Source organism: Kitasatospora cinereorecta (assembly GCF_024172095.1).
Taxonomy (GTDB): domain Bacteria; phylum Actinomycetota; class Actinomycetes; order Streptomycetales; family Streptomycetaceae; genus Kitasatospora; species Kitasatospora cinereorecta.
In genome coordinates this window covers 453,756-466,490 of record NZ_JAMZDX010000007.1, presented here as the reverse complement: position 1 = coordinate 466,490, position 12,735 = coordinate 453,756, and the positions used below count along the sequence as shown (strand labels likewise).

Here is a 12,735-nt window from a genome sequence, read left to right as displayed (position 1 = left end):
AACGCGCATCCGAATTCCGGATGCGAGAAACCGTCACCGGGAGCGGGCGCCGCCGGGCGCCTCCGTAGAGTGGGGCGGTGCCGTTCACGCTGAGCCACCCCGCCGCCGTCCTGCCCCTGATCGCCCGTCGGCGCGGGCCGCTGATCGCCTCCGCGCTGGTGGCGGGCTCGCTCGCGCCGGACGTCCCGTACTTCACCGAATCGCTGGTGCACGGCACGTACGGCTACGGCGCGGCCACGCACGCGGCGTGGGGTGTGCCGACGGTGGACGTGCTGCTGGCCGCGGCGCTGGTCGGGTTCTGGCACGGGTTGCTGCGGGCGCCGCTGGTCGCCCTGCTGCCGCGCCGCCTGGCGGGCCGCGCCGAGGCGTTGACGGCCCGCCGGCGCCGGTGGTGGCCGGTGCGCGCGGCGGACGTCGGCTGGTTCGTGCTGTCGGCGGCGCTCGGCGCGGCCACGCATGTCGGCTGGGACTCCTTCACCCACCACGACCGGTTCGGGGTGCGGCTGCTGCCCGTGCTGAACCGGACGGTGGCCGGGGAGCCGCTGTTCAGTCTGCTGCAATACGGCAGTTCGGCGCTGGCCCTGCTGTACGTCGGCCGGTTCGTGCACCGTGCGCTGCGGTCGACCGAGCCGGTGCCGCTCGCCCCGTTGCCGTACCGGCGCCGCACAGCGCTGGTGGGCATCGCGGCGGCGGCGCTGCTCGGCACCCTGTTCCGGATCGCGGACCGGGCCCGGCTGCGGCTTCCGCTCGCCTCGCCGCTGGAGCTGATCCCCACGGTCGCGTTCGGCTCGATCGCCGGGCTCACGGTCGGCCTGACCCTCCATGCCCTCGCCGCCCGGCTGTCCCGCCTGTCCCGCCGCCCGGCCTGAGCCCCCGGCCGCACACCGACCCGCTCCACGGAACCGGGGCTCAGACCGCCGCCCCCACGGCCACCACCCGCGGCGTGTGCCGTCCCTCGGCCGCGGCCAGCGCGAGCGCGGCCAGGGCCTCGGGCGCGCCCGCCTGGCCGCGGATGCCGGGGAAGGCATTGACGTCGACGATCAGCGGCCGTCCGCCGACGTCCAGCACGTCGACGCCGTACACATCCAGGCCGAACACCTCGCCGACCGTGAGCGCGAGGTCCCGGTACCCGACCGGCAGTGCCTCGACGGCCAGCGGACGGGGCGGCCGGGGCGGTCCTGCGGCGAGTTCGGAGTGGCGCAGCTGGGCGAAGAGCCGTCCGGCGACCACCCAGATCTTGTGGTCCCAGCCGCCGGCCGGGGCCAGGTCCTGGACCACCACCGGCTCCTCGCCCCAGGTCTCGGCGAGCCGCCGGACATCGTCGGCGCCGCCGACCCGCGCCACCAGGTCGCCGCGCCGGCTGTACCGGCTCTTGACCACGGACGGCCGCTCCACCGCCAGGTCTGCCAGTCGGACCGGCCCGGAGGTCGCGGCGAACGGCAGTCCGGCCTCCACGGCCAGCTGCGCCATCGCCACCCGGTCCTGGCAGAACGCGGTGGAGGCAGCTGAGTTGAGCACGGGTGTCCCGGCCGCCTCGACCTGCCGGGCGTGCTCCAGCGCCTGCGGCGTCCGGGCCTTGAGCAGCAGGACGTCGGCGGGCTCCCCGGCCGCCACGACGCGGTGGCCGCCCGCCTGCAGGATCTCGCTGCAGGCGGCGAGCAGCGGATGCCCGACGTCCCCCGCGAGCAGCCCGACCGTGCGTGCGGTGCGTGCCGTGCGTACGGCGGTGCGAGGACCGGAACGGCTCACAGCACCGCCGCCCGCCCGGCCGGGACGCTGGGCACGGTCGGCCAGGAGGAGCCGGTCCGGGCGAGGCGGAGCACCGCGCCGGCCACCTTGGCGACCGCCTGCGGCACCTGCCGGAAGCTGGGGAAGTCGTTGACGTCGACGACGACCGGGCCGTCGGGGCCGAGCAGGATGTCGACGCCGTACAGGTCCAGCCCGAACACCTCGCCGACCTGGGCGGCGACCGCGGCGACCTCGGCGCCGAGGGTCACCGGGCGTTCGCGGTGCGGATGGTGGGGGTGGAGCGGCGAGGTGCGTTCGGTGGCGAACAGTTCGCCGCCGGCCGAGTAGACCTTGAGGTCGAGGCCGGCGTTGGGCACGTACGGCTGGGCGATCAGCAGGCCCTCGCCGGCCATGAGGGCGGTCAGCTGGGCGAGCTGGTCGGGGCGTTCGACGAGGTGGACGGCGCGTCCGGAGCTGCCGTCGGCGGGCTTGACCACCAGCGGGTAGTAGCCGTCGGGTATCGCGGCGAACTCGGCCGGGTCGGCGGCGGCCCAGGTACGGGGCACCGGCAGGCCGCGGTGGGCGGCGATGACGGCGGCCTGCGCCTTGTCACGGACGGGCCGGATCGCCCGCGCGTCATTGACCGTGGTCAGGCCGACCGCGGCGGCCGACTCCAGCAGGCCGAGGCCGGGGCCACCCGAGACGGTCTTCAGCACCCAGGCGTCGTGCCGGCCCGAGCGCACCTCGTCCGCGAGGTCGACCAGCGAGCTGCCGGGCCGCAGGACATCCACCCGGTGTCCCCAGTCGGACAGCTGGCGCACCACGTCGAGTGGCATCCCGTCGTTCCGGTAGTGCTCCTCGACGAGAAAGCAGAACCTCATTCCCCCACGACTCCCGTCCGCCCCGCGGGTCCCCCCGGGGCTGTGTGTAGCGGTCCAGGATGCCACGGACGGCACCGGCAAGATCGAACGACCCGTACGGAATCGGCAACAACCGGGTCACAACCCCCGCCCTGTCACGGCTGTGTCCCGATGCCGGGCCCGCGGGCCACAGCCCGGTGACAGCCCGCCGCCCGCACCGACCGGGACATTACGCTCCTTTGGTGATTCCTTTCCCACCCCCGGGAAGGATTCCAGGGACGGCGAGGAGGCGCGGGGTGCGGGAATCCGTCGGATCCATACCGGTCGAGGCCATACCGGTCGAGGGCGCGACGCGGGGCACGTCCGGGCCGCCGGAGGTGCTGCGCCCGGACGGCCTGCACGATCTGCGGCGCCGCCCCGTCCCCCACGCGCTGCGCTACCCGGCCGCCGACCTGGTGGTCGTCTCCGGCCTGCCCGGTGGCGGCAAGAGCACGCTGATCCGGCGCTGCGCCCACGTCCCCGTCATCGACTCCCAGCACGCCCGGCTGCACGTCGAGGCCCGGCTGCCCCGCGCGCTCCCGTACGCGCTCTACCGTCCGCTCGTGCGCCTGTTGCACTACCGCCGATTGCACCGCGCGCTGCGCGCGGGCGGACCGTTGGTGGTGCACGACTGCGGCACCCTGCCGTGGGTGCGCGACTGGCTGGCCCGCGCGGCCGCCCGCCAGGGGCGGCGGCTGCACCTGATCCTGCTGGACGCCCGGCCGGCCGAGGCGGTGAGCGGCCAGCTCGCCCGCGGGCGGCAGGTGTCCGCGTACGCCTTCGGCCGGCACCGCAGGGCCACCGCCGTGCTGCGCGAACGGCTCACCGCCGGCCCGGGACCGGCCGGCGCGGGCCTCGCCTCCGCCGTCCTGCTGGACCGGCCCGGGGCGCTCCACCTCCGCGCCATCGAGTTCGACCCCGCCGCGCCCTGAACCCCCACGCCCGAACCTCCGCGCCCACCAGTCCTTGCCCTCACCCGTTCGGACGCACCCTCACCCGTTCGAGCGAACCGGTCAGGTGAGCCGGCGCGCGTCCGCCCCGGCCCGGCGCGCCGGGCTGGCTACCGTACCGCCATGGCCACCCACCAGCCCCAGCGCGGCCCGCGCGTGCGCCGCCTCGCCGACCGCCTCACCGCGCGCTACCGCACCCCGATCGAGCCGCAGTACGACCAGGGCCGCCGCAGCTGGACGCTCCGCTGGTACGACGGGCCGACGGTCGGCACCGTCCGCACCGCCCTGGAGCGCTCCGGCCCGGACGCCGCCCAGGTCCTCGCCCGCCGCGACCTGACCACCCGGGCGCTGGTGCTGGCCGCCCTGCGGGAGACCCGGGCGGGCGCCATGCACCGCTCGGTCGGCAGCTGGGGCCAGCGCTACCACCTGGAGCAGGTCCTGGCCGACCAGGCCTACCCGGACCGGCCGAACAGCCCCCGCGAGGCCGCGATGCTGGAGCGGCTCCTGCAGGCCGCCACCGCCGACAGCGGCCGCCGGCCCGTGCCCGACGAGAACCGCGCCTTCGACCTGATCGCCCGGGACGGCATCGCCTGGCTCCTCCCCTCCGAGCACCTGGCCGGGCCCGGCGACCACGAATCGCTCGCCCTCCAGCCGCTCGAGTACCTGACCGCGCGTTACGCCACCGGCGTCCACCGCACCGCCTGGGAGACCGCGCTGGTCACCATGCCCGTCCGGACCGCCGTCGCCGCCGCCCAGGCCGACCCCGCCCCCACCCCGGAGGCCGCCCGCGCCGCGCTCGGCCTGCTCCCCACCCTGCGCGCCCAGCTCGCCGGCGAGATCGACCGCGCCCAGGAACAGCTCTCCCGCGCCATCCCGTCCTGACCGCCGGGAACTCCCGCCCCACCGCCCACGTTGGCGTGACATCAGGTCAGCGTGCGATCACAGCCGTGGAATTGGTACCGGTACACAGGAAATATCGCCGCAAATCCCCCCAGACCGCCGGGCCGGAACGACCTTGAATCACGGTCGCGTATCGAGCCGGGCCACATACCTTGACTGCTCATCGGCGGCGGCCGTACGTTCGCCTCCGCTCATCACCATGGAAATAGGAGCAGTCGCCGTGGAGTGGTACCTGGCAGTCCTGAAGAACTACGCCGGTTTCAGCGGTCGGGCGCGCCGCAAGGAATTCTGGATGTTCTACCTGTTCAACCTGATCGCTGTCATCGTCCTGGCGATCCTGGACAACATTCTCGGCACGGGCTTCCTTGCCGTGATCTACCTCCTGGCCGTGCTGGTCCCCACCCTGGCGGTGGGCACCCGCCGACTCCACGACACCGGCAAGTCCGGCTGGCTGCTGCTGCTCGGAGTGGTCCCGGTCGCCAACATCATCCTGCTCGTCTTCTGCGCCATGGAGGGCCAGCCCGAGGACAACGAGTACGGCGCGAACCCGAAGCTCGCCCCCGCCGTCGCCTGACGCCCCGAATTCACCGGAAAGCCGGTCGCAGCGCCCGCTGCGACCGGCTTTTTGTGGTGCCCACCACTGATCTCACGATGCATCAGTTTCCGGAGTGCTGCCGATTCCCATGGATCGCAGGTCCGGCCCATTCCCCCACCTGCACATCGAACAACTTCCCCGCAACCGGAATTTCTCCCGCCGTTGTCCCGACGGCCGGTGCGGGGTTCAGAGTGCGGCGTCCCGAGCGAGCAGCGCGGCCTGGACCCGGTTGTCGCAGTGGAGTTTGGCGAGGATCCGGCTGACGTACGTCTTCACGGTGGCCTCGCTCATGTGCAGGCGGGCGCCGGTGTCGGCGTTGGACAGGCCCTCGCCGAGCAGGTCGACAACCTGCCGTTCGCGGTCGGTGAGGACGGCGAGACGGCGCCGGGCGGCTTCGCCGCGGGCGGCGGCGGGCCCGGCGGCGAGGCTGTCGACGATGTGTCGGGTGGCGGCGGGCGAGAGGAAGGCGTGGCCGGTGGCGGCGGCCCGGACGGCCTGGATGAGTTCGGCGGGCGCGGTGTCCTTGAGCAGGAACCCGGCGCCGCCCGCGGCGATCGCGCGCAGCACGTTCTCGCGTTCGCCGAAGGTGGTAAGGACGAGGGCCCGTGCGGCGGGGGCGGCCCGGGGCAGTTCGGCGAGGGCGCTGAGCCCGTCCAGCACGGGCATCTGGATGTCGAGCAGGACGACGTCGACGGCGAGCGAGCGGGCGAGGTCGAGGGCCTGGCGGCCGTCGGCGGCCTCGCCGACCACCTCGATGTCGTCGGCGGAGGTGAGGATCATCCTGATGCCGGCGCGGATGAGCGGTTCGTCGTCGGCCACGAGGACGCGGATCACGTGCGGTCTCTCCTGCTGAGCTGAGCTGAACGGGCTGGTTGGCTATACCTTGTCACGCAGGCGCTGCTTCTCGATCAGCACGCCGTCCCGGAAGCAGAACCGCACCGCGTCCGCCGGCTCGCTCCATCCGGTGTCCTGGTCGGTGGTGAACCACCGGCAGTGCGCGCCGGCCGGGATCTCCGGGCCCTGGTGCCGCAGGTCGCCGGTCACGAAGTCGCTGCCGCGCGGCAGCCGCGCGTCGACGTCCCGCTCGCTCTCGCCGACCTGCACCTCCTCGTACACCCGCAGCGGCACGGTCGCGTTCTGCACCGACTGCAAGAACTGCACCACGCCCCACCCGAGCAGTCCGAGGACGGCGAGGACCACGGCGACCGCGCCGACGGCGCAGCCGAGCGCGGGGCTGCGGCGCGGGGCGAGTTCCGGCTCGGGCGGGAGCGCGGCCAGGTCGTCGTCGAGGGCGGCGGCGTGGCCGGCGCTCTGATAGGGCAGCACGCCGGCGAGCCGGTAGCCGCCGGCGTCGGCCGGGCCGGCGTGGACGATCCCGCCGAGCAGTCGGGCCCGTTCGCGCAGCCCGGTCAGACCCTGCCCGCCGCTGACCGCCTGGTCGGGCGCCCCGTCCGGGGCGGGGGCGTTCACCACCTCCACCACCAGCGCATCGGGCTCGTACCGGACCGCGACGGTGATCGGGGCGCCCGGCGCATGCTTGTGCGCGTTGGTCAGGCCCTCCTGGACGATCCGGTACGCGGCGTGGCCGGTGGCCGGCGCGAGCGTCCGCGCCTCGCCCTCGTGACGGACGGTCACCGCCGTCCCGGCGGCCCGGGAGGCGTCCGCCAGCCGCTCGACGGCGTCGATGCCGCCCGCCTCGGGGAGGGTGTCGTCGCGGAGCAGCCCGACCACCCCGCGCAGTTCCCGCATCGCACCGGTGGCGGCGTGGCGCAGGACGGTGACCGCCTCGCGCTGATGGCCGGTCAGGGTGCGGTCGACCTCCAGGGCGCCGGTGTGCACGGAGATCAGGGCGAGCTGGTGGCCGAGGCTGTCGTGCATGTCCTGGGCGATCCGGTGGCGTTCGCGCAGCCTCGCCTGGTGGGCGATCATCACCCGCTCGCGCACCAGTTGGGCGTTGCGCTCCTGGAGGGTGTCCAGCAGGGTGTCGCGCTGGGCCCGGTACCGGCCGAACAGGCCCGGCAGGACCGCCAGCAGCAGGAATCCGACCACGCAGACGCCGATCAGGCCGGGCAGCGGCAGGCCGTCGCCGCCCACGGCCACCGCGCCGCCGAGCATGACGGCGAGCGCACCGACGAACGCCGCCGCCATCCACGCCGGCCGGACGATCCGTCGGCCCGCCGAGTAGCCCGCGGTCACCAGCACCGGCCCGAACCCGCCCGGGCCGCTCGCGCACGCCGCGGCCACCACCAGCACCGGCCCCGGCAGGCCGCGGCGCAGCACGTACAGCACCGCGGTCGCCGCGCCGACGGTCGCCGAGCGCAGCGGGTGGAAGGTGCCGAGGGCCTCCAGTCCGGCCGCGACCAGACCGAGCAGCACCGCGGCGGCCGCCTCCCGCACCACGGTCCGACGCGACCACGGCCCGGGCAGGGCGCGCCGCAGCAACACAGCAGGTATCGCACTCACCCGGCGAGGTTAGCGGCCCGCCCGCGACCGTCGCTGCCGCCGAAGGTCGCACCCCGGCGCGACGAAAGTCGCCGGTGGTCGGCCGGGGGCCGGGGATGTACCGGTCCGGTCACCGATCTGTCATGGAACGGCCAGACGCGGGTGGCCCGCCGGGCCGCCGGGCAAGAATCGAACAGCTCGGCACGGGGAATGAGGGGGGAACGGAACGGTGGAGCGCGAACCTGCCGTCACCTGGTCGGCGTTCCAGCGGCGCTGCGCGGCCGTCGTGGCGGCGTCTGTCGCAGCACTGGTGGTCGCCTCGGCCGCACTGGTCTGGGCCGCCTCCCAGGACGCGCCGACCGGGCGCCGCTGGTGGGTGGTGGCCGGCGCCGCCCTGCTGATCGGGTTCGCCGCCTCGCTGCCGCTGCTGCGCGAGGTCGGCTCCACCGACTACGTCCTCTCCTGTCTGGCCCTCGCGATCCTGCTCGTCCTCGCCCTGGCCGCCGTTTTCTCGGCCGCGCAGGCCGCCCACGGCATCGGCATCCACGGGCACGCACCGCCCAGCGCCGCCGCCACCGTGACGGACTGCCACCGGACCGGCCGCCAGATGGACGAGCAGGCCCCCGGCGACCCCACCTACGGCTGCACCTACCACTGGAGCGTCGACGGCCGCCCCTTCAGCGAGGAACGCCCGACCGACGAGCCGTACCCCGACGGTCACCGCACCACCGTGTGGCTCGACAACGGCCGGATGATCACCGCCCGGCCGAGCCTGCTGGCCATCCCGTTCTGGATCCTCTGCGCCCTGGCCGCCTCCGCGGCCACCCTCGCCTTCACCGCCACCCTCGCCTGGAAGGCCGACCAGGCAGGCCTCCTCCGCCGCCCCGCGCCCTGAAACCCCGCCCCGCGGCCGCCCCGACCGCACGAGGGCGGGCGCGCAACACAGCGGGCACGAGGGCGGGTCAGCCGCGGCGGGCGAGGACGAAGCCCACCCCACCCCCTGCAACCGCCGCTCCGTCCCCCCAACGCTCGACGGCCGGCGCGCAACGCAGCAGGCACGAGGGCCGGGTCAGCCGCGGCGGGTGAGGAGGAGGGCGACGTCGTCGGTGCGGTGGGCGGCGTGGCGGGCCTGGCCGAGCAGGAGGTCGGCGAGGGCTTCGAGGCTGGGGGCGGTGGCGTGGGCGAGGGCGGAGCGGAGGCGGTCGATGCCTTCGGAGACGGCTTTGCCGGGGCGTTCGACCAAGCCGTCGGTGTAGAGGGCGAGGGTGGCGCCGGTCGGGAGGTGGGCGTCGGAGACGGGGTAGCGGACGGCGCGGTCGATGCCGAGGAGCGGGCCCCCGGGCAGGTCGAGGATCTCCGTCTGCCCGCCGGCGTGGCGCAGCAGGGGTGGCAGGTGTCCGGCGCGGACGGCTCGCATGCGGCCGCTCGCCGGGTCGAGCTGGAGCAGGCAACAGCTGGCGAGCAGTCCGGCGTCGAGGTCGACGAGCAGGTGGTTGGTGCGGGCGACGACTTCCTCGGGCGGGCTTCCGCCGATGACGAAGGCGCGGGCGGCGCTGCGGAGTTGTCCCATCACGGCGGCGGCGCCGACGTTGTGGCCCTCGACGTCGCCGATGACGAGGCAGACGCCGGCGGGGGTGGCGACGGCGTCGTACCAGTCGCCGCCGATGTCCATGCCGCGGGTGCCGGGGAGGTAGCGGGCGGCGATGCTGAGCCCGTGGATGTCGGGGAGGCGGTGGGGCAGGAGGGCCTGCTGGAGGCCGCGGGCGAGGGCGAATTCGGCGTCGTAGAGGCGGGCGCGTTCGAGGGCCTGGGCGATGAGTCCGCCGAGGGCGGTGAGGACGGCGCGGTCCTCGACGGTGAAGACGCGGGGGCGGTCGAAGCCGAGGATGCAGCTGCCGACGGGGTGGCCGGAGGCGATCAGCGGGAGGAAGGCCCAGGCCTGCATCTCGTCGCGGACGATGCCGGGGTAGGCGGCGACGAGTTCGCGTTCGGATTCGAAGAAGATCGGGGCGCCGGTGGCGAAGACCTCGGTGCCGGGGAGCCGTTCGCGGGTGGCAGTGCCTTCGAAGCGGTCGAGGAAGCCGTCGGGGTAGCCGCTCTGGGCGATCAGGTGCATGCGTCCGCTGCGGGCGAGGTACAGGGCGATCTCCTGGCCGCCGAAGCCGGGCAGGATCTGGTCGATGACGCAGGTGGAGACCTCGCGGACACTGACCGCTTCGGTGAGGGCGCTGGCGAGCTGGAGCAGGTGGTAGACGGCGCCGACGCTGGCCCGGGTGGGGGGCGGGGCCTCGGGCAGGGTCCGGGAGTCGTCGCCGGGTGAGATGGCGGGGACGATCCGCCCCGTGAGGCCGTGGGCGTCGGGGTAGAGCGAGAAGGCGAGCCAGTGGTCGGGCGGGCGGCAGGCGAGGAAGGCGGTGGGCTGCTGGGTGAGCATGGCGGCCCGGTAGCGGTCCTCGTACGCGGGGTCGGCGAGCCAGGTGAGCACGGACCAGGGGTGGCGGCCGAGGAGCTGGTCGCGGTCGGCCTCAAGGAGCAGTTCGGCGCTGCGGTTGACGTAGCCGACCCGGCCTTCGGGGTCGAGGGCGAAGACGCCGTCGCGGAGCCGTTCGACGGCGGCGACGGCGGCTCCGGCGGCGCCCGCGTCGAGGACGGCGATGACCAGGTGGGAGGAGCCCTCGGTGGCCCGGCCGCGCAGGTCGAGCAGGCGGTGGCCGCCGCGCCGGTCGAGGATGTGGATCTGCCGGGTGAAGCTGCCGCCGGTGCGGGCGGCCTTGTACGCGGCGGCGCGCAGCAGGGCGATGTCCTCGGGGGCAATCCGGTCGAGCAGGGTGCTGCCGCGTCCGTCGAACTCGATGTCGAGGATCGCGGCCAGTTCGTCGTCGACGGTGAGCCGGTTGGTGGCGAGGTCCCATTCGAACAGGCCGAGCCGCTGGCCGGAGCCCGCCGGTGCGGGCATCGGGACGACGGTGGGGTGGCCCTCGGCGTACACGTCGTCGCCGTGCGGGGCGAGCGTGGTGGCGAGTTTGTGGGCGGCGGTGCGCAGCTGCCGCCGGGCGGAGGCGGGCGGACCGGAGGCGGTGACCGGCCAGAGCACGGAGAGCACCCCGAACACCTCGTCGCCGACGCCGACCGGGACGGTGGCCGAGGCGTAGGCGTACGGGAGGCCGACGGCGAGCCGGGGGTAGCGGCGCATGGTGTCGTCGGCGTCGGTGAGCACGATGGTGCGGCCGGTGCGGAAGGCTTCGGCGGCGGGGATCGGGGCGGCGACCGGGACCAGTCGGAAGGCGTTGAGCAGGGCCGGCGGCACGCCGACGACGGTGCTCATGACCAGCGAGCGGCGGTCGGCGGAGCGCAGGTAGAGCACTCCGCCGTAGGCGGCGGTGGCGCGGACGGCTCCGAGCAGGGTGTCGGCCAGGGCCGGTCCTGCGGCATCGCTCCACCGCGGGCGGGCGTCGGCGTTCCGCGGGACCCCGGAGACGGGGGTGGAGGGCGGACCGTCGTGCGCCGCGCCCGAGCTGGGTGGCGGGCTGTGCTCGTCCGCCGGCACACCCTGGCGCATGTTCTTCTCTGTACGCCGCGCCGAGGGGGGTGTCAAACCGGACCCGGCCGGACGGAAGGGCCGAGCGGCCTGCCGGAAGGGGCGCGAGCCGGTGCGGGCGGGGTCGGTCGCGGCCCCGCCGTGTGCTCCCGTACGCCCTGGTCGGCGCGCGCGGCCGACCGGGTGAGCGGTGGTTGGCGCTGCCCCGGGCCGGGGACGATCCGCCGGTATGCCGATAGCATCATCGGACCGCCCTCGCCGGATACCGACCGGCGCCGCCGTCCTCTCCGCGCTCCTCTCCACCGCCCTCTCCGCCGCCCTGGCCGGCTGTGGCACGACCCCGCAGCAGCCCGCACCACCGCCCGGCCAGGCGCCCGCCGCACCGCCCGCCGGTCAGGGCGGGGCCAGACCCGAGCGGGCCGACCGGCAGGAGCTCGACGCCCGGGCCGCGGCCGCCCAACGCGAAGCGGCACAGCAGCAGGCCGCGCAGACCGCCCACCGCTGGGGCCTGGCCGCCGTCCCGCTGACCGCCCCGCCGCCGCCCGCGACCAAGCCGCCGCTGGGCGAGGGCCCGGGGGTGCGGCACCAGGCCGGGCTGCTGCCGGTGGTGTACCGGGTCCCCACCGACGCCAAGGTGGTGTTCCTGACCGTCGACGACGGCGCCGAGAAGGATCCCGAGTTCAGCCGGATGGCCGGCGAGCTCGGCATACCGCTCACCGCCTTCCTCTCCGACTACCTCGCCCGCTCCGACTACGGCTACTTCCGCGCCCTGCACCAGCAGGGCGCCGCCATCGACAACCACACCCTCACCCACCCCGACCTGCGCAAACTCGACCGGGCCGGGCAGGAGAAGGAGATCTGCGGCCAGCAGGACCGGCTGGAGAAGGAGATCGGCACCCGCCCCCGGCTGTTCCGCCCGCCGTACGGCGAGTACACCGACACCAGCCTCCAGGTCGCCGCCGCGTGCGGGATCACCGCCGTCGCCCTGTGGAACGAGGAGGCGTTCCCCGACCACATGGAGTGGCGCTACGCCGACCAGCGGCTGCACCCCGGCGACATCGTCCTCACCCACTTCCGCGGACCCGGGAGCTGGAAGGGCACCATGCCGGACATGCTGCGCCGGGTGCTCGACACCGCCACCGCCCAGGGCTTCGCGGTGGCCCGCCTGGAGGACTACCTCTGAGCCTCTGAGCCTCCGACGCCCCTCGCCGTCCGTACCGTTCCACGCCGTCCCAGCATCCGAAAAGGCGCGCCGACTCCCCCGCCGGCGTGATCAACTGTGCGCTCCGCCCCAGGAAGGAGCCCCGATGCTGCCCTCGCTCGACGGACTGGTCTTCGCACCCACCGGCCGGGCCGCGGCCGGCGAGGTCGACGCCGCGACCCGCTTCACCTACCGCGAGCAGGACGGCCGCGTCTGGGCCGCGTACCGGGGCGGCGAGATCGTCCACGGCCACCTGGTCGGCACCCGGGTCGGCGATGTCCTCGAGTTCCGCTACGTCCAGCTCAACACCGCCGGGGAGACCGCCGGCGGCCACTGCGTCAGCGAACTCAGCCGCCTCCCGGACGGCCGGCTGCGCCTGGACGAGACCTGGACCTGGGAGTCCCGAGCGGGCTCCGGCACCAGCACCGTCGAGGAAGTCCTCCCGGCCCGCAACGAAACCCGCCCGTCCTACTGACGGATCC

12 protein-coding genes are annotated in these 12,735 nt (G+C 74.9%); 7 read left to right on the top strand and 5 right to left on the bottom strand.

Annotated features, from left to right (window positions below):
• Window positions 1-77 precede the first annotated feature (77 nt).
• Window positions 78-869, top strand: coding sequence for a DUF4184 family protein (locus FHR36_RS34900; RefSeq protein WP_253803980.1), 792 nt, complete (start codon window positions 78-80; stop codon window positions 867-869).
• Window positions 870-909: 40 nt separating this feature from the next.
• Here the strand turns inward: FHR36_RS34900 and FHR36_RS34895 are convergent, their stop codons facing one another.
• Both FHR36_RS34895 and FHR36_RS34890 read right to left on the bottom strand, forming a co-directional pair.
• Window positions 910-1,749 (bottom strand): ATP-grasp domain-containing protein, encoded by an 840-nt coding sequence (locus FHR36_RS34895; RefSeq protein ID WP_253803978.1) that lies wholly within the window; start codon window positions 1,747-1,749, stop codon window positions 910-912.
• Window positions 1,746-2,609 (bottom strand): ATP-grasp domain-containing protein, encoded by an 864-nt coding sequence (locus tag FHR36_RS34890; protein WP_253803975.1) that lies wholly within the window; start codon window positions 2,607-2,609, stop codon window positions 1,746-1,748. The genes FHR36_RS34895 and FHR36_RS34890 overlap by 4 nt, the downstream gene beginning before the upstream one ends.
• 275 nt (window positions 2,610-2,884) lie before the next feature.
• Here FHR36_RS34890 and FHR36_RS34885 point away from each other — a divergent pair, with 275 nt between their 5' ends.
• The 3 genes from FHR36_RS34885 to FHR36_RS34875 all read left to right on the top strand — a co-directional run bounded on the left by FHR36_RS34885 (window position 2,885) and on the right by FHR36_RS34875 (window position 5,051).
• A complete protein-coding gene (locus FHR36_RS34885) occupies window positions 2,885-3,559 on the top strand; it encodes an AAA family ATPase (protein WP_407660880.1) in 675 nt (224 codons plus the stop codon).
• A 141-nt stretch (window positions 3,560-3,700) separates the two neighbouring features.
• Window positions 3,701-4,459 (top strand): hypothetical protein, encoded by a 759-nt coding sequence (locus FHR36_RS34880; RefSeq protein WP_253803973.1) that lies wholly within the window; start codon window positions 3,701-3,703, stop codon window positions 4,457-4,459.
• 238 nt (window positions 4,460-4,697) lie between these two features.
• Window positions 4,698-5,051, top strand: a complete 354-nt coding sequence (locus tag FHR36_RS34875) for a DUF805 domain-containing protein (RefSeq protein ID WP_253804150.1) — start codon at window positions 4,698-4,700, stop codon at window positions 5,049-5,051.
• Window positions 5,052-5,258: 207 nt separating this feature from the next.
• Here FHR36_RS34875 and FHR36_RS34870 read toward each other — a convergent pair whose 3' ends face one another.
• On the bottom strand, window positions 5,259-5,906 hold the full coding sequence (locus FHR36_RS34870; protein WP_253803971.1) for a response regulator transcription factor: 648 nt from the start codon (window positions 5,904-5,906) through the stop codon (window positions 5,259-5,261).
• A 42-nt stretch (window positions 5,907-5,948) separates the two neighbouring features.
• Window positions 5,949-7,535, bottom strand: a complete 1,587-nt coding sequence (locus tag FHR36_RS34865) for a sensor histidine kinase (protein ID WP_253803969.1) — start codon at window positions 7,533-7,535, stop codon at window positions 5,949-5,951.
• 208 nt (window positions 7,536-7,743) lie between these two features.
• Between FHR36_RS34865 and FHR36_RS34860 the strand changes: the two genes are divergently transcribed.
• Complete coding sequence (locus tag FHR36_RS34860) at window positions 7,744-8,409, top strand: hypothetical protein (RefSeq protein ID WP_253803967.1); 666 nt, start codon at window positions 7,744-7,746, stop codon at window positions 8,407-8,409.
• A gap of 174 nt (window positions 8,410-8,583) precedes the next feature.
• Here FHR36_RS34860 and FHR36_RS34855 read toward each other — a convergent pair whose 3' ends face one another.
• On the bottom strand, window positions 8,584-11,073 hold the full coding sequence (locus FHR36_RS34855) for a SpoIIE family protein phosphatase (RefSeq protein ID WP_253803966.1): 2,490 nt from the start codon (window positions 11,071-11,073) through the stop codon (window positions 8,584-8,586).
• A gap of 208 nt (window positions 11,074-11,281) precedes the next feature.
• Between FHR36_RS34855 and FHR36_RS34850 the strand changes: the two genes are divergently transcribed.
• The gene (locus FHR36_RS34850; RefSeq protein WP_253803964.1) at window positions 11,282-12,235 is read left to right on the top strand and encodes a polysaccharide deacetylase family protein; all 954 of its coding nucleotides are present in this window, start codon (window positions 11,282-11,284) and stop codon (window positions 12,233-12,235) included.
• A 124-nt stretch (window positions 12,236-12,359) separates the two neighbouring features.
• On the top strand, window positions 12,360-12,728 hold the full coding sequence (locus FHR36_RS34845) for an avidin-fold protein (RefSeq protein WP_253803962.1): 369 nt from the start codon (window positions 12,360-12,362) through the stop codon (window positions 12,726-12,728).
• The last annotated feature ends 7 nt before the right edge of the window (window positions 12,729-12,735 follow it).

Coding starts and splice junctions, on each gene's coding strand:
- FHR36_RS34850 (WP_253803964.1), top strand. CDS start 11,282: ATGCCGATAGCATCATCGGACCGCCCTCGCCGGATACCGACCGGCGCC.
- FHR36_RS34880 (WP_253803973.1), top strand. CDS start 3,701: ATGGCCACCCACCAGCCCCAGCGCGGCCCGCGCGTGCGCCGCCTCGCC.
- FHR36_RS34845 (WP_253803962.1), top strand. CDS start 12,360: ATGCTGCCCTCGCTCGACGGACTGGTCTTCGCACCCACCGGCCGGGCC.
- FHR36_RS34855 (WP_253803966.1), bottom strand. CDS start 11,073: ATGCGCCAGGGTGTGCCGGCGGACGAGCACAGCCCGCCACCCAGCTCG.
- FHR36_RS34890 (WP_253803975.1), bottom strand. CDS start 2,609: ATGAGGTTCTGCTTTCTCGTCGAGGAGCACTACCGGAACGACGGGATG.